Source organism: Endozoicomonas sp. ISHI1 (assembly GCF_024606225.1).
Lineage (GTDB): Bacteria > Pseudomonadota > Gammaproteobacteria > Pseudomonadales > Endozoicomonadaceae > Endozoicomonas_A.
In genome coordinates this window covers 1-19,274 of the sequence record NZ_JAGRPU010000019.1, presented here as the reverse complement: position 1 = coordinate 19,274, position 19,274 = coordinate 1, and the positions used below count along the sequence as shown (strand labels likewise).

Annotated in this window: 15 protein-coding genes; 8 read left to right on the top strand and 7 right to left on the bottom strand. The window is 48.0% G+C overall.

Annotated features, from left to right (window positions below):
* Positions 1–18 precede the first annotated feature (18 nt).
* Together pcnB and KBW69_RS13270 are read right to left on the bottom strand one after the other, a co-directional pair.
* Positions 19–1,503, bottom strand: a complete 1,485-nt coding sequence (gene pcnB / locus KBW69_RS13275) for a polynucleotide adenylyltransferase PcnB (RefSeq protein ID WP_257281165.1) — start codon at positions 1,501–1,503, stop codon at positions 19–21.
* 546 nt (positions 1,504–2,049) lie between these two features.
* Positions 2,050–3,231 (bottom strand): retropepsin-like aspartic protease, encoded by a 1,182-nt coding sequence (locus KBW69_RS13270; protein WP_257281164.1) that lies wholly within the window; start codon positions 3,229–3,231, stop codon positions 2,050–2,052.
* Positions 3,232–3,476: 245 nt separating this feature from the next.
* Here KBW69_RS13270 and elbB point away from each other — a divergent pair, with 245 nt between their 5' ends.
* Together elbB and KBW69_RS13260 are read left to right on the top strand one after the other, a co-directional pair.
* Positions 3,477–4,130, top strand: coding sequence for an isoprenoid biosynthesis glyoxalase ElbB (elbB, locus tag KBW69_RS13265; RefSeq protein ID WP_257253939.1), 654 nt, complete (start codon positions 3,477–3,479; stop codon positions 4,128–4,130).
* A gap of 193 nt (positions 4,131–4,323) precedes the next feature.
* Positions 4,324–5,016, top strand: coding sequence for an RING finger domain-containing protein (locus KBW69_RS13260; protein WP_257253941.1), 693 nt, complete (start codon positions 4,324–4,326; stop codon positions 5,014–5,016).
* A 33-nt stretch (positions 5,017–5,049) separates the two neighbouring features.
* Here the strand turns inward: KBW69_RS13260 and ftnA are convergent, their stop codons facing one another.
* Positions 5,050–5,565 (bottom strand): non-heme ferritin, encoded by a 516-nt coding sequence (gene ftnA / locus KBW69_RS13255; RefSeq protein ID WP_257253943.1) that lies wholly within the window; start codon positions 5,563–5,565, stop codon positions 5,050–5,052.
* 107 nt (positions 5,566–5,672) lie between these two features.
* On the opposite strand from ftnA, the gene tenA reads away from it, so the two are divergent.
* A complete protein-coding gene (gene tenA / locus KBW69_RS13250; RefSeq protein WP_257281163.1) occupies positions 5,673–6,359 on the top strand; it encodes a thiaminase II in 687 nt (228 codons plus the stop codon).
* A gap of 242 nt (positions 6,360–6,601) precedes the next feature.
* Here tenA and KBW69_RS13245 read toward each other — a convergent pair whose 3' ends face one another.
* Positions 6,602–6,886 (bottom strand): hypothetical protein, encoded by a 285-nt coding sequence (locus tag KBW69_RS13245; RefSeq protein ID WP_257281162.1) that lies wholly within the window; start codon positions 6,884–6,886, stop codon positions 6,602–6,604.
* An 88-nt stretch (positions 6,887–6,974) separates the two neighbouring features.
* On the opposite strand from KBW69_RS13245, the gene KBW69_RS13240 reads away from it, so the two are divergent.
* Entirely contained in the window at positions 6,975–8,105 is a 1,131-nt protein-coding gene (locus tag KBW69_RS13240) for a porin (protein ID WP_257281161.1), read from the top strand.
* Positions 8,106–8,256: 151 nt separating this feature from the next.
* On the opposite strand, the gene cyaY is transcribed toward KBW69_RS13240, so the two are convergent.
* Entirely contained in the window at positions 8,257–8,580 is a 324-nt protein-coding gene (cyaY, locus tag KBW69_RS13235; RefSeq protein ID WP_257253949.1) for an iron donor protein CyaY, read from the bottom strand.
* A 166-nt stretch (positions 8,581–8,746) separates the two neighbouring features.
* Between cyaY and KBW69_RS23810 the strand changes: the two genes are divergently transcribed.
* From KBW69_RS23810 to KBW69_RS13220, 4 genes are all read left to right on the top strand, one after another.
* Entirely contained in the window at positions 8,747–8,869 is a 123-nt protein-coding gene (locus tag KBW69_RS23810; RefSeq protein ID WP_306670875.1) for a lipoprotein, read from the top strand.
* Positions 8,870–8,992: 123 nt separating this feature from the next.
* On the top strand, positions 8,993–10,261 hold the full coding sequence (lysA, locus tag KBW69_RS13230; RefSeq protein WP_257253951.1) for a diaminopimelate decarboxylase: 1,269 nt from the start codon (positions 8,993–8,995) through the stop codon (positions 10,259–10,261).
* A gap of 10 nt (positions 10,262–10,271) precedes the next feature.
* Positions 10,272–11,102, top strand: a complete 831-nt coding sequence (gene dapF, locus KBW69_RS13225; RefSeq protein WP_257253954.1) for a diaminopimelate epimerase — start codon at positions 10,272–10,274, stop codon at positions 11,100–11,102.
* A complete protein-coding gene (locus KBW69_RS13220) occupies positions 11,099–11,842 on the top strand; it encodes a DUF484 family protein (protein WP_257253956.1) in 744 nt (247 codons plus the stop codon). The genes dapF and KBW69_RS13220 overlap by 4 nt, the downstream gene beginning before the upstream one ends.
* Before the next feature lie 39 nt (positions 11,843–11,881).
* On the opposite strand, the gene KBW69_RS13215 is transcribed toward KBW69_RS13220, so the two are convergent.
* Positions 11,882–15,391: a CHY zinc finger protein gene (locus KBW69_RS13215; RefSeq protein ID WP_257281160.1), complete on the bottom strand. Its 3,510-nt coding sequence runs from the start codon at positions 15,389–15,391 to the stop codon at positions 11,882–11,884.
* Between the two features lie 279 nt (positions 15,392–15,670).
* Positions 15,671–19,274: CHY zinc finger protein (locus tag KBW69_RS13210; RefSeq protein WP_257281159.1), on the bottom strand; the 3,604-nt coding region annotated here is incomplete at its 5' end.

Genomic DNA, 19,274 nt, shown 5'->3' with positions numbered 1-19,274 from the left:
TTGTTCAGCTACAGTGGTTCATTTTGGTGTGTTCAGGACCGGTGGACGCTTGCGTGGGCGGCGTCTTCTTCGTTTCTGACCGCCTTTGCCATCGGGATGGGAGCGAAGGTCGTGAATCATGCTGCTTCTATCCTGATCCGAAGAGTCCTGGATATCAGTCCACCACTGCCCTGCATCGTTCAGTTCTTCACCGGCGGCTTCCCTGAGTACCAGAAAATCATAGGCAGCCCTGAATTTAGGGTGTTCCATCAAGGTTTCAATGGCCTTGGGCTGACGGCGTTCCAGTCGGTACTGCATTTCCCATATATCCCGAACTACCATGGTGAAACGTTTAGGAATCGCAGTATGAGCACACTGATTATCCAGCACGACCATGGCTGCCTGTTGCAGGGCGGGTGTGGGAGGCACGCCCTGATCGCGGAGATCCCCGGCCAGTCTCTGCAGCGGAGCCCAGAGGAAGGCAGCAAACAAGAAGGCGGGGGTGACAGGCTTGCCTCGGGTAATCCGTGAATCGGTACTTTCCAGTGCCCTGATAATCAGTGCTTCAGCTAATTCATCCTGAGCTTCAAGACTGTGATGTGTTGCCGGGAACAGGTACTGAAGCAGACTAAACTCACGCATGAGGTGGAAAGTTCTTACTCCTTTGCCCGACTGCAGTAGTTTTAGCACTTCGTCAAACAGTCTGGCCGATGGAATGTCACTCAACAGATGACCAAGGTCATAGATGGGGTCTGCTGTTGCGGGATCCATATCAAAATCCAGCTTGGCCACAAAGCGCAGGGCTCGCATCATTCGAACCGGATCTTCGTGGTATCGTTTAACCGGATCGCCAATCAACTTTAAAGTGTTATTTTCAAGGTCCTGAACACCACCGCAATAATCTATGACGGAGTAGTCACGGACGTCATAATAGAGTGCGTTGACGGTAAAGTCTCGACGAATAGCGTCGTCTTTTATAGAGCCGTAAACGTTGTCTCTCAGAATCCGTCCGGAATCGGAGTGATCGGACTTGTCCCTGCTGTGGTTGTCATTGCGGGCTTCATCATGACTGGCTCTGAAAGTGGCCACCTCAATCATTTCGCGACCAAACAGAATGTGCACCAGCTTGAATCTGCGACCGATGATCCGGGAGTTACGGAAAAGTCTGCGAACCTGTTCAGGCGTTGCATTGGTGGCAACGTCGAAATCTTTAGGGTGAAGACCCAGGTAAAGGTCACGGATGCAGCCGCCTACCAGGTAAGCTTCGTAGCCATTAGTGTTCAGCCGGTGAAGGACTTTCAGGGCATTCTCACTGATTTCCCGCCGTGAAATAGGGTGATTTTCACGAGGAGTGCGAGTCTGGTCTCTATAGTAGAAGTCATCAGGCTCCCGGGTAGAGTCGGGATCAGGAAGCTGCGATTCAGAGGGTGCCGGGTCTTTTTCTGAGGATGACCTAAGCCAGAAGTAATAAGCAGCAAGCGAGATGCCCAGCACCACTAACACTATAATAATGATGCCTGTCATGATGAGTTTTGCATGAAATCTTTGTTGGTTAGTCAGTAATATCGTCGCGGTGGATCAGATGGACTGCTCCGGTCTGGCGTACATCATAGCATCCCAGTGGGTAGGGTTGACACTGGTTTATAGTCCCAAGGAATTCATCTCGGCACACCGTACAGTTGTTCGATAGAAAAGAAAAAAAGGGGGAGGTCAAACCTCCCCCTCTGCTGGCGGATAATTATTATCTTTATTGTGTCGCCTGAGATGTAAACGGATAATTTTGCTGGCTACCTTTTCCATGGAAAACCCGGAGGGCATACTGCAAAATAATCAACTTACCTATGCTCTTGTTATTATTATGTAGGCCGCGCTTATTATTTTTATTATGTGAGCTTATTATTATTGTTTTGTCAGTGTTACGCATATGCTGTGCCAGTTTGCTTAACTTATTGAATTTTAATGATAATTAAACTTTCCGGTGGCGTTAGGGTGACGAAAAGGTTACGAAATTTTGTTACCTTGGCAGAAAATAAGTACTAATGCGTAACAGGTAAGGGTAACACTCTGGTGTCAGCGGGGTGTCAGAATCAGATGGTTGCGGTCCTGATCGATCTGGAAATGGAACTGGCCCAGAACATTCATGCCCAGCAGTCCTTCTGCAAAGGCATAGCCCAAGTCTAATCCCGCCACTTCCAAGTCTTTGATAACGTATTGACCGAGATGTAACTCTTTCACCCGATAGATAGGGGCAAAGGCAATCCCACTGGCTGTTTTCAACTCGGTATGACCCACCCGGTAGGCCATTTTCTTACGTTTAAGCTCTTTCAATAAAGCATCGGGCAAAGTTGTCAAACTGGCTCCGGTATCAATCAGCAGTCGCGACTGGCTTTTATTCTGAGTCAGAGCGGCCACAATGTAGTGATTGCCTTCGGCAATAAGAGGAATGGCTGAGGCAGGCATCTCCTCGGGTTCTTCCTGAACAGGGGGTAACAGGTCAGACAGTTGCCGGGAAGCCTGTCGACCAAACTCTTCGTCGGTCTGCAACAACTCCAGCTCGCGAATGGCATGGTCAGAATCGTCTGTGGACAAGTAACCTTGAGCCAGTGCAAACCGGTAAAAAGCGCGCTCAGGTTCCATTGTTGCCAGTTTCTGGAAGAGGGGCAGGGTTTCATGGAGTTGTTGGTTTGTCTGCCTGTTATCATAAACAAGCCGGCTGAGTTCGTGGATTCTGGTGGCCATATTCCTCAGCTTATCAGGATCGCTGGTGAATGATTGAGCGTTGATCAGCACCTCAATGGCTTTCTCCAGCTCATACTGAGCAGTGTAGAGTTCTGACAGCTTATGCAGCAGAGCCGGGTTCTGATAATAGTGTTGGGTAAAACGTTCCAGTGCAGCAATGCTGTATTCCCTGTGCTCAGACCATTCATCTGTTTTTTGCATCAGGACTGTCACCAGCCGTTCGCTGAGGTCTGAATTCAGTCGCTCCTGCCGTTGAAAAATAATCAGAGCGTCATCGTATCTGAGGTCTTCCAGAGCCTGCTCAAAATCAATGATTTCCTGAGGTATGTCGAGCGGTTCCAGCGTATTGCTGGAATCCCCAAGAGGTAGCCAATTTCGGTAGTTCAGAACTTCAAACGAAGCCTTTTCACTCTTATTATCGAGCATTTCATGCCACCACCAACCGGTAATCAGGCCTGTGGTAAACATCATTATGGACAATGTCAAAAGTCTCAGAGCCAGAAGCTTTTTCAATAGGACAGGGACTCCATTCAAGCATTTTTGCTTCAGTCTAGCTCGACTAGAACGGCGTCGTCGACGTTATCTGTTTCAGTCTATCGGTTAATTTTGAAAATAATTTCACCTTCTCTTTCAGCCCACTATATTATTGGAATGTTTTTTTCGCTTTTGGCTGATGATTTTCAGAGTCAGTTGGTCATCTAAAAGCAGCAATCTTTAGTCTGCCTCTCTGTCGTGACGGTAATAAATGGGGACTATCTATGAGTAAGAAAGTAGCGGTTATTCTTTCCGGGTCAGGTGTGTTTGACGGCAGCGAAATCCAGGAAGCCGTTCTAACCCTGCTCAGTCTTGATCGCCGTGGAGCCAGCTACCAGTGCTTTGCACCCGATGTTGCTCAGCACCACGTCATTAATCATGTAACGGGCGATGAAATGGACGAGGGACGAAATGTACTGGTGGAAGCAGCCAGGATTGCGCGGGGTGAGATCAGGCCCCTGGGAGAACTCGGGGCTGAAGACTTTGATGCCCTGATTTTGCCCGGCGGTTTTGGGGCAGCAAAAAATTTATCGGATTTTGCTTTCAGTGGCAGCGAACTCAAGGTTCAGAGTGACGTCAGCACGGCAGCCAGGTCTTTCGCAGAAGCCGGTAAACCTGTTGGGCTGATGTGTATTGCCCCTGCTATTGCCGGTCGTATATACGGTGAGGGCGTTCTGGCCACCATTGGCAATGATGCTGAAACGGCTGCGGCACTGGAGCAGACGGGTGTCAGACATGTAGAGTGTGCTGTGGATGATATTGTGGTGGATGAGCAGCGCAAACTGGTGACCACTCCAGCCTATATGATTGCCAGACGCATCAGCGAAGCTGCTGAAGGGATCGATAAGCTGGTTGATCGGGTTCTGTTTATGGCCTGATTTCTCGAAGCTTTGCCGTCCCTTGTCTGGGATGGCAAGGCTGCTGTGGCAGGAGGTATTTTAATTTCGCGTAAAGCATCGCCCGGTCGGGTCATGCTGTGCAGAGCGATAAAAACGATCAGTCTGATGGACTGATAATTCAGAGAGCGCCCGCAGCTGCATCGTGCTGATTTTTTTGATATGAATAATGAATATGCCTCATCTACGCAAATTAGTGATATTTATCTTACTAATATTTTGTGCTGCTTCTTACGGATCTCAAGTTAATACTTATGATGAGTGTATAAGTTCCAACCATACTGCTTCCTGTGAAGATTACGAACAGAGTTTTTCCAGTGGCCTGTCGAATTTATTAACCGCTTTCTCGTTATATTATGATGAATATGTAAGTTCCGACCATGCTACGTCATATGAAGATTACGTACAGTTTTTTTACACTGGCCTGTTCGATTTATTGGCCTATCTGTCGTTATATTATGATGAATACAGGCTGCGATTACGAGTATCTGAAATAGCAACTGTTGCTTTAATAAATTTCTATAGATCTAAATCCGGCAATGCTCATAATGCTAAACGTATTGCTATTTTTTCAATGGGCTTGATGTTAAGTTTTTTATATAATATTGCATGTGACGTAAGCGTATATTTTAAGAGTGATGAAAGCTCATTGCTGGCCATTTCCAGACTCATTGCTAAAAGAACAGAGCACAAATTGTTTATAGAAGCTGCCGACTACTTGGCAGGGCAGATCTTTACAGGATTATGCCTTATCTGTTTAGAACCCTTGAAAAACCCTGCACTTGCAGCCTGTGCAAAACATTTTTATTGCCAGGCATGCCTTGATGAATGGGCAAAGCAATCACCTTTGTGTCCTGTATGCCAGTAGTAACCCTGCCTTCCCTGACAGGGGTGTAGACTGTCAGGCGGCCGTAACAGGAGGCATGGCAGCTACCAGTTTCAACACTTCATTGTCGATGTAGTAAAGGCCCTTGCCTTCAAAGCCAATCATATCGATTTTATCCAGAATGCCTTTGAACAGTTTCTCTTCCTCGTGCTGCTCGGATACATACCACTGCAGAAAGTTGAAGGTACTATAGTCCTTTTCAGTAAAAGCGGTGTGTGCCAGCTCGTTGATACAACGGGTCACTTCGCACTCGTGCTCGTAGGTTCGCTGGAAGATATCTCTTACCGATTCATACTGGTGGGGTGGTGCATTGATTGCACCGATGATAGCCATAGCGCCTGTCTCATTCACGTAGTCAAAGAGCTTTTGCATATGCTCCATCTCTTCCCGGGCATGGCGGCGCAGAAACTCGTTGCAGCCATCAAGCCCCTGGGCTTCGCACCAGGAAGCCATTTGCAGATAAAGGTTGGAGGAGTAAAACTCCAGATTGATCTGATCGTTGAGTTTGTCGATCATGGTTTGAGTCAGCATGGATCTAACCTGTTCGTGCCAAAAGGTGAAGTATAACGGCTTGGTGCTCTACTTGAACATTCAGGTTATGATTTCGCCTTTTCTCAATACCTTTTGTGGACTTAATCATGACCTCTCGGTTGGATCATCCCGATACGCTTTACTGCCAAATGAAAACAGCCTGTGCTGATGATTGGCACCGTTATTGTCATCACGAGTTTGTTCAGGGCATTGCTGACGGGACCCTGCCTCTGGAGAGTTTCAAGCACTATTTGCAGCAGGACTATCTGTTTCTGATTCACTTTGCCAGAGCTTATGCCCTGGCGGTCTACAAGGCCGACAATCTTGAGGATATGAAAGCGGCTTCTGACTCCGTGGCCGGGATTCTTTCAGAGATGAATCTTCATCTGGAGTATTGCGCTGAGTGGGGAATGACTGAGCAGGATGTGGTCAGTCAGCCAGAAGCCAGGGCTAATATGGCCTATACCCGCTATGTGCTTGAGCGAGGAATGGCAGGCGATATTCTGGATCTCCAGACAGCCCTCTCGCCCTGTGCGGTGGGCTATGCAGAGATTGGTCTGAGACTGATCAATGATCCGGCGACGAAAAGAGAAGGTAACCCCTACTGGAAATGGATTCAGACCTATGGGGGAGAGGAGTTTGTGCAGGGGGCTGTCAGACAGGTTGAAGCGATTGAAAAGCTGGCCGACAGTCGGTTTTCTGATGGGCGAATGGACTCTCTCTGTCGTACTTTCAGGGAAGCTACCCGCCTGGAAATTGGCTTCTGGGATATGGGGCTGAATCGGACTTTTTAATGCCGAATCAGAGTGAGCTGGAGACAGCCTGCTCTGATCAGAATAAATACTCTCTTTCTAAAGAGTTCTTCCTATTGATCTGCTGCTTCTGAAGCAATAACAACCTATCTGCTTATCCCGCCCTGTGGCCTTTCGTGGTTTGAATACTGATCTACGTAATATTCTTTTCGATCCATTATCTGGAAAAACTAATAGTCCCTCATTTTGCTAAAAACATAAGATTTGTCGTTTATTTGTGTCCTTTAAGGGTTCTTGATGCCACAGAATTGGGTATCTCTTTTACCAATTTTTACCAGGTTCATAAAAAATTTACGCAATGAGTTGCGTTCAATAATTTCGTCAAAGGGAGGTTGCAGGGAGTTCAATAGGTAGCTGCATCTATTTTGTTGTCGTTTGCGAGAGTATTTGACCGCAGCTGTATAGGTATAAATATCGAGCAATATTGAATATTGAATGGGGGTATGAGTTTTAGTGATGTGATGATCGTCCCAGAACTTATAAGAATCCGCATATAACTGCTCGGTCATAGAATCACTTTTAATAATTCGTGATCACATATAAAAAGCAGAAAAAAGATCCAACAACACAACACATTGAGTTAGGAGTCTAGTGACCATGCAGAAGAAACTGCTTGCCACTTTAGTAGCTTCCCTTGTTGCCGGTCAGGCAATGGCCCTGGAAGTTTATAACGATGACGTTAACAGCCTGAGCATCGGCGGTAAGATCGGCGCTAAAACCATGAAGAGCAATGGTTCCGATGCTGAGATGAAAGATGCCAGCCCGCGTATCAACTTCAAGTACGCTCACAAGTTTTCCAGCGGCTGGACCGGTTCCGCTGTTGCTGAGTGGGGCTTCTACGCTGTTGACGGTGATCAGGACGACCAGTTCTTCAACCGTCTGGGTAACGTTGGCCTGAGCCACGACACCTACGGTGCCTTCACTGCGGGTAAAGCATGGTCCGTAACCTCTGACGTATCTGGCTGGACTGACCAGTTCGCCATCGGTGGTGGTGCTGCTATGGGTGTCTATAGCGGTCGTACTGGTCTGGCAACTGATGCTGATGCTACACACGACAATGGTGACACCGACGGTACTGCTCGTGCTGACGATGTAATCCAGTACCGCAACAGCTTTGGTGGTCTGAATGTTGGTATCCAGTACCAGTTGAAAGGTACCGGTGGTAAGACTCTGACTGGTGAATCCGGAACTCGTGACTCAAGCTATGGTGTTGCTCTGAGCTACGACCTGCCGATGGGTCTGTCTCTGGGTGCTACCTACAACGAAACCAAGTACGCTAACGTAGTAGATAATGTTCCTCCGACTCTTCCAACTAACACACCAGATTACAGTGGTTCTGACAAGTCTACCTCTGCTACCGTTGGTGCCAAGTACGAAAACGAAGCTCTCTACCTGGCAGCTACCTACGGTCAGTTCGAAAACAAGACGGCTGTAGTTAAAGGCACTCTGGACAAAGAATCTACCGGTATCGAACTGTACGGTAAGCTGGCCCTGCCTCAGGTTGTTGAAGGTTTCTACCTGCAGTCTGGTTTCAACCAGCTGACGGCTGACGACACCTACACTGGTGACAAGACTGACGCTCAGTTCTCTGACTACATGGTGGGCGCCATCTATGAAACTGGCCCAATGCAGTTCGCTTTCGAATACACCCGTGGCGAGAAAGTTGCTGTTAATGGCGAGAAAGATCTGGACGACACCTACGCTGTACAGGCTCTGTACTACTTCTAATCCACAGAAGCAGTCAGCTTGACACTAAGCAGTATATGAGGAGGCGTAATCTGCTTCCTCAGACTCTGTCAAAAATGGCGAAGCCCTATCCGGGTTTCGCCTTTTTGTTTTTCAGAAAACCTGAATCAGGAAGCTAAAGCTTCCCCAAAATTCAGACAGAAAGCTCTACCGCCTCCCCATACTGCTCACTCAGACAGCGATTCAATACCTGCATAAACTCTTCACCGTTGCTGTCAGCAAGCCACTGCCCTTTGTCTTCATCGTAATCAAAGTGAAAGCCGCCACCTTTTGCGGCCAGCCATAATTGCAGCACGGGTGTCTGCCGACTCAGAATGACTTTGGAGTTATCTTCACAGGTCAGAGTGAGAATGCCTGCGGCGGTTTCATAATCAATATCCAGCTCTGCCTCTTCTATGGCGTCTTCAAGGGCGACCATCAGGTCGTCCAGGAGGTCATGGTACTCACTTTCGTTCATCAGTGTATCCGTCAGTTAGGGCTATCGCCGCAGTTTGATGCAGATTATACTCAGCGGTTGATCATTGCTGAAACAGCCATTTCAAAGAATGGCTGTTCTGTGGTGAGTGACTATCCACACAGCCCTGAGCGAATCGGCTCATGGTAAAAAGTACAAGGAGCCTTTCATGAGAGCCCTCATTGCCCTCATGTTCACCACTCTTCTGCTTGCCGGGTGCGGTCAGAAGGGAGATTTGTATCTTCCAAAGGATGGTGACACCCAGCAGTTGACACATAGCGGGTCAGAGTAATCAGTCTCCGGGGAGAGACAGACGACCGAAGCGCAGAGATGCCCCAAGCGCATAGATGCCTTAAGCCCATAAAAGTAGAATAATGCTCCCCAGAAATTTCATGATAGAGAGTAAGACAGTCTGATGGATTGGTTTCCCAGTCGTGACGGTGAGCTTTACGCTGAACAGGTTCCCGTGACTCGAATTGCCGAACAGTTTGGTACCCCAGCCTACATTTATTCCCGCAAAGGGTTTGAAGAAGGTTTTAAAGCCTATAAACAGGCGCTGGAGGGTTGGCCTCACCTGATTTGTTATGCCGTTAAAGCGAATAGCAATCTGGCGGTTCTGAATGTTCTGGCAAAACTGGGGGCAGGTTTTGACATCGTGTCTGTCGGTGAACTGGAGCGGGTCATGGCCGCCGGTGGTGAAGCCTCCAAAGTGGTGTTCTCCGGTGTCGGCAAACAGCGTCACGAAATCAGAAGGGCTCTGGAGCTGGGGATTCACTGCTTTAATATTGAGTCAGAAACAGAGCTGGAAAGAATCCAGCAAGAAGCCAAGGCCATGGGCAAAGTGGCCGCTGTTTCTGTCCGGGTGAATCCGGATGTTGATGCCCGAACCCACCCTTATATTTCTACGGGTCTGAAAGACAACAAATTCGGTATTGATATCAAGGCTGCGCCTGCCGTCTACCAGCGGGCGGCTGAGCTGCCGAATATTGAAGTGGTAGGCGTGGATTGTCATATCGGCTCTCAGCTGACGACCAAAGAACCGTTTATTGATGCTCTGGACCGTCTATTGCTGCTGGTTGACCAGCTTCGTGAGATGGATATTATCCTCAAACATCTGGATATTGGCGGTGGCTTGGGTATTTCCTATGAAGAGCACGAGCAGCCACCCACACCTTCAGAATACCTGAGTCAGGTGAGAGAGCATCTGGCCGCCAATGAGCACCACAAGCATCTGAAAATTGTGGTTGAGCCCGGACGATCGATTGCCGCACAGGCCGGAATGTTGGTCACCGGGATTGAGCTGATCAAACAATCTGACCACAAGGCCTTCACCGTGGTAGATGCGGCCATGAATGATCTGCTGCGCCCCTCTATCTATAGCGCCTGGCATGGTATTGAGCCGGTTGTCAGTAACAACGAGAGAGAGGAACTCCTGTGCGATGTGGTCGGTCCAATCTGTGAGACCGGAGATTTTCTGGGTAAAGACAGAAAGCTGAGAGTGGCTGAAGGCGATTTACTGGCGGTCCGCTCTGCCGGTGCCTATGGCTTTGGAATGAGTTCCAATTATAATTCCCGCTGTCGCCCTGCTGAAATAATGGTCGATGGTGATCAGGTATATCTGGTTCGTCGCCGGGAAAAACTGGCTGCCCAGTGGGCTGACGAAATACTGCTACCAGAGGGATAACTACTGCGCTATGTTGTTGCACTTTACAAAAATGCATGGTTTGGGCAATGACTTTATGGTTGTTGACAGGGTCACCCAGTCTATTCGCATTACCCCGGAAAAAATTCGCAGCCTGTCCGACCGGAATTTTGGCATTGGCTTTGATCAGTTGCTCATGGTTGAGCCGCCCACTGATCCGGATATGGATTTCCGTTATCGGATTTTCAATGCCGATGGCAGTGAGGTGGAGCAGTGTGGTAATGGTGCCCGTTGTTTTGCCCGTTTTGTCAGGGACAAGAAACTGATCGGGCGCGACACCATCAGAGTGCAAACCTCCGGTGGTAATATGGAACTCACCATCGAGGACAATGGTGATGTGACGGTGGACATGGGCGTTCCCGGGCTGGAGCCTCAGCAGATTCCGTTCAAGGCGTCGTCCACACAAACCACCTATGACCTGGATGTAGACGGAGAGAGTCTGACAGTCGGGGCGGTTTCCATGGGCAATCCTCATGCCGTGTGGCAAGTGGACGATATTAATCGGGCACCGGTTGAATCTATGGGCCCCAGGCTTGAAGGTCATAGTCGTTTTCCCAGACGTTGTAATGCCGGTTTTATGCAGGTACTGGATGCCGGAGAGATCAATCTCCGGGTTTATGAGCGGGGTGTGGGTGAAACCCTGGCCTGTGGTTCCGGTGCCTGTGCGGCGGTAGTAGCGGGTCGTTTGCAAGGGTTACTCAATGAAGAGGTTCGGGTTAATCTTCCGGGCGGCACTCTTCAGATTCGTTGGCCGGGAAAAGGTTGCTCGGTTATGATGACCGGGAGTGCTACCCGGGTATTTGAAGGACAAACACGGATATGACAGACTCGTCAACCAGTGATACAGCCCTGAGCAAGAGGAACGCTGGCGTAGCAAACCAGGCCACTTCTATAACGGCGGATCAGGTAATTCGGTACCTGAAAAGCCATCCTGACTTTTTTATGAATCAGGATGAACTGCTGCTGGATCTCAAAATCCCCCATGAAAGAGGGGTAGCGATTTCACTGGTTGAACGTCAGTTACAACTGTTACGGGAGCACAATCTTGAGTTGCGACGCAGGCTTGGCAAACTGGTGGATGTTGCCCGGGATAACGACCGTCTTTTTGAACAAACTCGCAAACTGGTGCTCGGTCTTCTGGAAAGTCAGGATCTTGAGCAGGCGACCGAAACACTCAAGGACGGTCTGGAGCAGGATTTTGAAATCGACTTTCATTCCCTGATTCTGTTTACCCGCCAACCAGCCAATCTTACCATTCGGGAAGAAGATCCCGGGACCGCGGATGAGATTCTGGGGGATCTGCTTTCGGGCTTCAGTGATAGACAATCTTCCGGCCAGAAAGTCATTTGTGGTCGAATGAGAACCCGTGAGCTGGAATTCCTGTTTCCGGAGCACCACGGGGAAATCGGTTCATTAGCCCTGGCACCGTTGAACTTTCCGGACAACGTCGGCATTCTCGCCCTGGGTAGCCGGGATGAAAATCATTTCCGTGCCTCCATGGGTAGCCTGTTCATTGGTTATCTCAGTGACGTCACCAGCCGTGTCGTAAGTCGTCTCATCTGAAGCAGACGCCAGCGCCGTTTATTCAGTCTGGTCAGACGGTTAATCATTGTTTGCAGCTTGCTGAGTGCTGAAAGGTTGTCTGCAGACAGGGCACGTTGTTATTCCGTTATGATACATCGCAATGGCGCATTCTCTATGAACTTTGTGGGAACAGGGCAATATCTGGCAGCCGCTGAAGGCATCTTCCAGGCAGATGCAGCACTCATCATGGCCTGAGTTTAGGCGGCATTTGTGATTGCCATCCAGCCTTTTGTCCAGGCAGACACCGCAAACATCACAGTGAAAGGATTTATCCGCGTGTATTCTACAAACACCGCATTTATCGCAGTGGAACGGTTTTTTTTCCATACTGGTGAAGTGTTTGCATTTTGCGCAGTAATATGTGCACATTTGCTCATCACATCCCGGGCATATCTGGGAGTTTTCTGTAATTTCTCCCTCATATCCACATAGAGAACACTTAAGCCGCATTGCATGAACAGCCCTGACTTCAATTTCACATGAATCCTCGTCTTCGTTATGACACCTTTGGCAGGGGAAATACCCCGGGCAGCAGGCAAAACCCACGTAGCAGAACCTTTGGTAATGTTTGCACACCGGCTTTCGGGATTCTTGCTGCGTTTGCTGTAACTCCTCATTCGACCAGAGTGACTGCTCATCGGATGGGTTGACCTGCAGATTGTCGGTGTTCGGCTGATCATTCAACGGGCTTGCCGCCTCATTTTGGATGATCGTCTGCTGCTGGGAAGCACGACGTACTGTGTTATTACCAGGCATCAATGGATTACTGGTTGCTGTCATCTGATGGTATGCTTGATCGGTCTCATCGTACATTGAACGTTGTTGTATAAGCTTATCCTTCGTTATTTGAAGTTCTGCCTCCAAGCGTCTGCTGTCAGATTCGAAACACTCCACGCAGCCCCGTAACCCGTTATTATCTCTCTCTAACTCCTGATTCTTTATAGTTAACTCTTGATTCTCTGCACTTAAATGTTGCTTCTCTATAGTTAATTTTTGATTCTCTGTTATTAACGATTGAACCTGTGCAGTTAGCTCTTTAATTTGCTGCCTTTTTTTGTCTTCTCTTTCCCGGGCGATTTTATCCGGTTCAAATGCTATTCCATCCATGCGGTACTGATTTACAGCATGTTCTAACTTTTCCAAACTACGCTCTAAATTTTGAAGCTCATGGTCTTCGGGGTAGTCGCCTGTATTAAATGTATTTCCCGAAGTCATCAACGGAGGGGTAGTTCGTTCCCGAAAATCCCTCGTCTGTGCAGGTATAGCTGTTTGGGAATAAGGTTGCTCAACTAAAAGGGAACGATTGGTCGAATGTCTATTTAAGAAGTTTGGATTTACCCCCCGCGCTTCCCGGTCAGGTCGGTCTTGTGCCCGTTTGGTTTGATAATCAACATACGGAGGTAATGAAGATAATCGCTTTTGAGAAGAATCATTTGACCGATCAGCAAGGACTCGCTGCTTTGGTTTTGCTCCCTGCTGTAAGTATTTGTCATTGGATGGTTTAAGACTGTCGGAAGAGTCAGAAGCAATGTCGTGGCCATTTAATGGCTGGATGGAATCGGTGTATGCATTTCCATGGCTGGCCATTGTTTTGTTGGAGGTATGACCACTGTTGCTGATTGCAAGCTCTTGCAGCGAAGATTTTTGAAGTAAAGGTTCTTTTGATGAAGAGAAAGGTCGCAGCTGGATGACCAGACTATTTGAAAAGTGTACTAATGCATCGGAAGACGGGTGCTGCACAAATTGTTTTATGATCTCCAGAAAAGTGCCGGGAAATGTAAATGATTGTGAACGAGTCATAATATCACGGCATATGGCCAGGTCAGATATTTTCCCTAACACTTCAATAACAGGTCCAAATGGGTTTGCATAGAGCAGGAACAGTTGAACAAAGTATTCAGTGAAGCAAGACTTCTCAAAGTCTCCTATGGGTGGCTGTGTCCCGGATTGATTGACCTTATGGATTATGTCCTCAACAATCTTATACAAAATCCTCAGGTTGTTATTGCCAGGTTCGGGCATTGCCAGCCCAGCTGGAAGTATCTGTTGATGGGCAGTCGGAATGTCAAAGTCATTCAAGGTCCGTGTTTTATTGCTTGTGGCTTCTATCAGCTGTTTGATAAAACAGTTGCGCGATGAATTTTCTTTGAAAGAACGCTGCAGTTCCAGTGCCGCCTCAAGAGGCGTGACAGAATGACCTCTGTTGTTGGTGCCTGTCGTTTCCAGAAGCTGCAATCGATGAGGCATGTCTAGCTCATCCATTATTTGTCTCAGCAACAAAGCGGCATCGGGATGGTCGCTTTCAATGATCGCTATAAGTTGGTTCGCAAGTTCCTGAAGGTCTTGAGTCGGAGCATTCTTTTCGCTCTCCTCTCCATTGTCGTCTTTTCTCTTATCTCCACCACCCGTGTCTTTATCGCTTTCTCCCGGTGATCTGCTTTCCTGATCTTCAGGTTCAAATTTTTGCTCTTTTTGATGATCGTTATTTTCGTCCTTTGATTCTCTGTCTGGCAGCCTGTCAGAGGGTTCACCATCTCCATTACCCGCTTTTAAGCCACCAGCATGATGTGTCTTCAACGCTGTGCGCTCAAGAAATAGTTTTAAACAGCCAAGCTGCCACTGAAGGTTCTCGCTGAGCGGACAAGAGCTGGAGGCACGCTGGAAGAGGGTGTTCCAGAAATGAACATCGGTCAGTTGCTCAATACTCAGGAAATCAAGCCAACTAACAGATATAACGGCTTCACTGGAAGAGCCATCGGCATTAACGCGTGTAATCTTCAAACGCGCCGGGGATGGCTGTGCCTCAAACGAGATAGAATCCTTGCCTGCGAACATCAGCCATGTAATGACGGGCTTCAGGACAAGCAGATCGATTTCGAATAATCCTGATGGCCAGCCACCTCTGCCTCCCCAGGGTGGAGGGGGAAACGAATAGAAGAAGCCCCCGTTGCCGCCTCCGGGGAAATCGGCGTTGCCAGCCAGCTTGTCTCCTGCCAATGCCACTGTGTTATTCCGGGTTTGCCCGGATTCCAGACCACTCTCTGTCATATTGTCGGGATAGGTCAGAAGGGTCAGTGGGGTAGTATGGTTTTTGCTGTTCAGGAGTTGATGGGGGCTTACATAAGCCAGTTCTGGCCTGTCTGCCGTCGTGGATTTCAAGCGAACAAGTGTGCCATTTTTAGAGGTCTGCTGGAAAACGGTCGTTTGTTTCCTGTTCAATATCACCAGTTGATAGCAGTAGTCGCCCGGGTTGTTTGTTATCATTATTGCGATACTGCCCGAGTCTGCTGACACCACAGGTGTCTTGAAGCAAAGCATGCTGTTCTGGTCATCGAAACTTTCCGGAAGTAACAAACTCAGTTGCCACTGACTCACACTTTGGGGATCTGTGCCATTATTGATTTCAACCCGGAGCTTGTGACCATCGGAATGATGCCAGTCAATGAGGGTTGAGGAATGACATAAAGGCATAACCACGATAGCTAGCAGGCAAAGAACAAATGCTATGGAAAAGCGGTAAAACTGCATCAAAATCTCACTAAACAACTTGTGCCAATGAAACCCACTTCGCCCTCCTTGTCTGATAGAAAACGCCAGGACAATCTGTGTCGGTTTTCTGCTCTGGAAAAATAAGGGAGCATCATTGGCTAATCTTTTTATTCTCGGTAGGAACAAAGAATAGCCAAGAATTCCTGAATTGCTATTTGGATTACTCGTCCTATGTTACAAATCCTTCGGCATCATCAACCTCTTCAACGGCCCAATACTGGTATTCAATCCGGTCAGACGGTTGATCATTGTTTTAAGTTATTCAGTAAATACAGGGCCTCTGCAAACAGGGCAGGTTCTTATCCCGTTTCGAAGCATTGCAATGGCGCAATGCTTATGAATTTTGTGAGAGCAGGGTAATATCTGGCAGCCGCTGAAGGCATCTTCAAGGCAGATGCCGCAACGGTCGTGCGCTGAGCCTGGTCGGCATTTGTGATTGCCCTTTAGCATTTTATGCATGCAGACACCGCAAACATCACAGTGAAAGGATTCACTTGCCTTCATCCGGCAAATACCGCATTTATGGCAGTGGAACGGGTCGTTATATTTTGAGGTGAAGTGTTTGCATTTTGCACAGTAATATTCCGACATTTGCTCTTCGCAGTTCGGGCATGTTTGGGAGTCTTCCGTAATTTCTCCCTCATATCCACATATAGAACACATAAACCGTATTGCATGAACAGCCTTGAGTTCAGCTTTACATGAACCCCTGTCGTTGTGACATCTATGGCAAGGGAAATACCCCGGACAGCAATCAAAACCCACATAGCAGAATCTTTGGAAATGTTCGCACACTGGCCTTCGGGATTCTTGCTCCGGTAACTGCTGCAACTCCTCATTCGACAAGACTGACCGCTCATTGGACGGGGTGAGCTGCTCATTGAAGGTGTTCAACGGCTGAGGAGCCAAAGAGCCGCCGTTGCCCGGCATAACCGGTCTGGCTGCTGCCGTCGGCAGGTATTCTCCGGAGGTGATATTGCTTGCTGATGTTAGTTCCAAGTGGCCGCTAGACGAGCTTGCCTGCTCATTCAACGGGCTTGTCGCCTCATTTTGGATGGTCGTTGCCCGTGTAGCACGGTGCATTGCGCAATTGCATCTCTCCGGCCTGCGTTCTGCCATCTGATGGTATGCTTGATGAGCCCTGTCGTGCAAACGATGTTGTATAAGCTCATCCCTCGTTATTTGAAGTTCTGCCTCCAAGCGTCCGATGTCAGTTTCGTAACACTCCACGCAGCCCCGTAAACCCTGATTATCTCTATCTAATTCCTGATTCTTTATAGTTAACTCTTGATTCTCCGCATTTAAGTGTTGATTCTCTGCATTTAAATTTTGATTCTCTGCATTTAAATTTCGATTCTCTGCATTTAAATTTTGATTCGCTGCATTTAAATTTTGATTCTCTTTGTCTAAATTTTGCTTATCTAAGTTTAATTGCTGATTATCTGTTATTAACCATTGATTCTGTGATGTTAACCATTGATTTTGTGTTGTTAACCACTGAATCTGTGCAGTTAACTCATTAATCTGCTGTCTTTTTTGCTCTTCCTTTTCCCGAATGTTTCTATACCGTTCAAAATCTCTTCTATCCCTTTGGAACTGAATTACAACATGTTTTAACTTTTCCAGACTACGATCTAAATTTTGAGGTTCATGAATTTCGGGGCTACCGTCCGCATTAAATGTATTTCCCGGATTTATCAATGGGGTGGCTGCAGGCAATCGCGGGGTACCACTCCTCCGTGCAGGGGAAGCGTTTTGGGGATGAGGTTGGTCAGCTAAAAGGGAATGGTCGTTCGAATGTTTTCTTAAGAAATTTGGATCTATTCCCGGAACTTCCCTGCCAAATTGGTCCTGTGTCAGGTTGCTTTGATAATCACCATAGGAACGAAATGAATATGATCGCATTCGGGAAGAGTCATTTGACCGATCAGTACGGGCAGGCTGCTTTGGCTTTGCTCCCTGCAGTAAGTACTTATCAGTGGACGTTTTAAGAGAACTGGTACCAGAGCCAGAGGCACTGTTAAATGGCCGGATGGTATGGGTGAATGTGTTTCCATGGCTGGCCATTGTTTCGCTGGAGGTATTATTGCTGTTACATCCTGATAGGCGTTCATCAGATGCAAAACCGCCACTGACTATTGTTTCGTTGGAGGTGCGATCGCTGCTACATAGGGATTGACGTTCATCTGATGCTGAGCAACCATGGGCCATTGTACCGTTGGAGGCATTATCATTGTTGCTGATCACAGGCTTTTGTAGTGACAGTTTTTGAAGTGAAGGCTCTCGTTGTGAAGGCTCTCGTTGTGAAGGTTCTTTTGTTGAAGGGAAAGATCGCAACAGCATCATCAGGCTATTTGAATAGCGTACAAAATTAAAGTAAGACGGGTGCTGCTCAAATCGTGTGAAGATCTCCTGAAAAGTACTGGAATATGTAAATGGATGAGCGCAGAACACAATATCACGGATTACGGTTACGTCGGATATTTTCCCCAACAGTTCATAAATAGTTCCAAATGGGTTTTCGTAGAGCAGGAACAGTTGAACAAAGTGCTCAGTAAGACAAGACTTTTCAAAGTCTCCCATAGGCGGTTGTGTGTCAGATTGATTGACTCTTCGGATTATGTCCTGAACAATCTTGGACAAAATGCTCAGGTTGTTGTCGCCCGCTTCGGATAGTGCCTGGTCAGCCAGAGGTATCTTTTGGAGGGCAGACGGAATGTTAAAATCATTCAAAGTACGTGTCTTATCGGTTGTAGATTCTATCAGCTGCTCAATAAACCGGTTACGCAATGAACCCTCTTTGAATGAACGCGGCAGTTCCAGTATCGCCTCAAGAGGCGTGACAGGAGTCCCCCTGTTGTTTGTGCCTTCTGTTTTCAGAACCTGCAAACGCTGAGGCATGTCCAGCTCATCCAGTATTTGCCCCAGCTTAAAAACGGCATCGGGAGCGTCGCTTTCAATGATGGCTATAAGCTGGTTCGCAAGTTCCTGAAGGTCTTGAGTCGTAGCCTTTTTTTCACTCTCCTCTCCATTGTCGTCTTTGCTGTCATCTCCACCTTCTCTGTCTTCATTGCCTTCTCCCGATGATCGGCTCTCCTGGCCTTCGGGTTCAAATCTCTGCTCCTTTTGATGATGGTTATCTTCGTCTTTTGATTCTTTGTCTGGAACCCTGCCAGAGGGTTCACCATCCCCATTACCTGCCTTCAAACCACCTGCATGATCTGTCTTCAAGGCTGTACGCTCAAGAAATAGCTTTAAACAGTTAAGCTGCCACTGAAGGTTTTCGCTGGCCGGGCAAGAGGTGTCACCACGCTGGAAGAGGGTGTTCCAGAAGTGAACATCGGTCAGTTGCTCACTATTCAGGAAATCAAGCCAACCAACGGGTATAACGGCTTCACTGGAAGAACCATCGGCATTGACGCGTGTTATTTTCAGACGTGTCGGGGATGGCTGTTCCTCAAGCGAGGCAGAATCCTTGCCTATGGACAGCAGCCATGAGATGACCGGTTTCAGGACAACCAGGTCGATTTCGAATAATCCCGTTGGCCAACCCCCTCCACCTCCCCAGGGTGGAGGGGGAGGCAAATAAAAGAAGCCCCCGTTGCCGCCACCGGATAAATCGACGTTGCCAGCGAGTTTGTCTCCTGTCAACGTTCGTGTGTTGTTCCGGGTTTTCCCGGTTTCCAACCCAAGGTCAGTCAGGTTTTCGGTGTAGGCCAGAAGGGTGAGTGGGGGAGTATGAGGTTTGCTGCTCAGGGGTGGGTGGGTGTTTACGGAAGCCAGTTCTGGCCTGTCTGCCGTCGTGGATTTCAAACGAACAAGTGTGCCATTTTTAGAAGCCTGCTGGAAAACGGGGGTTTGT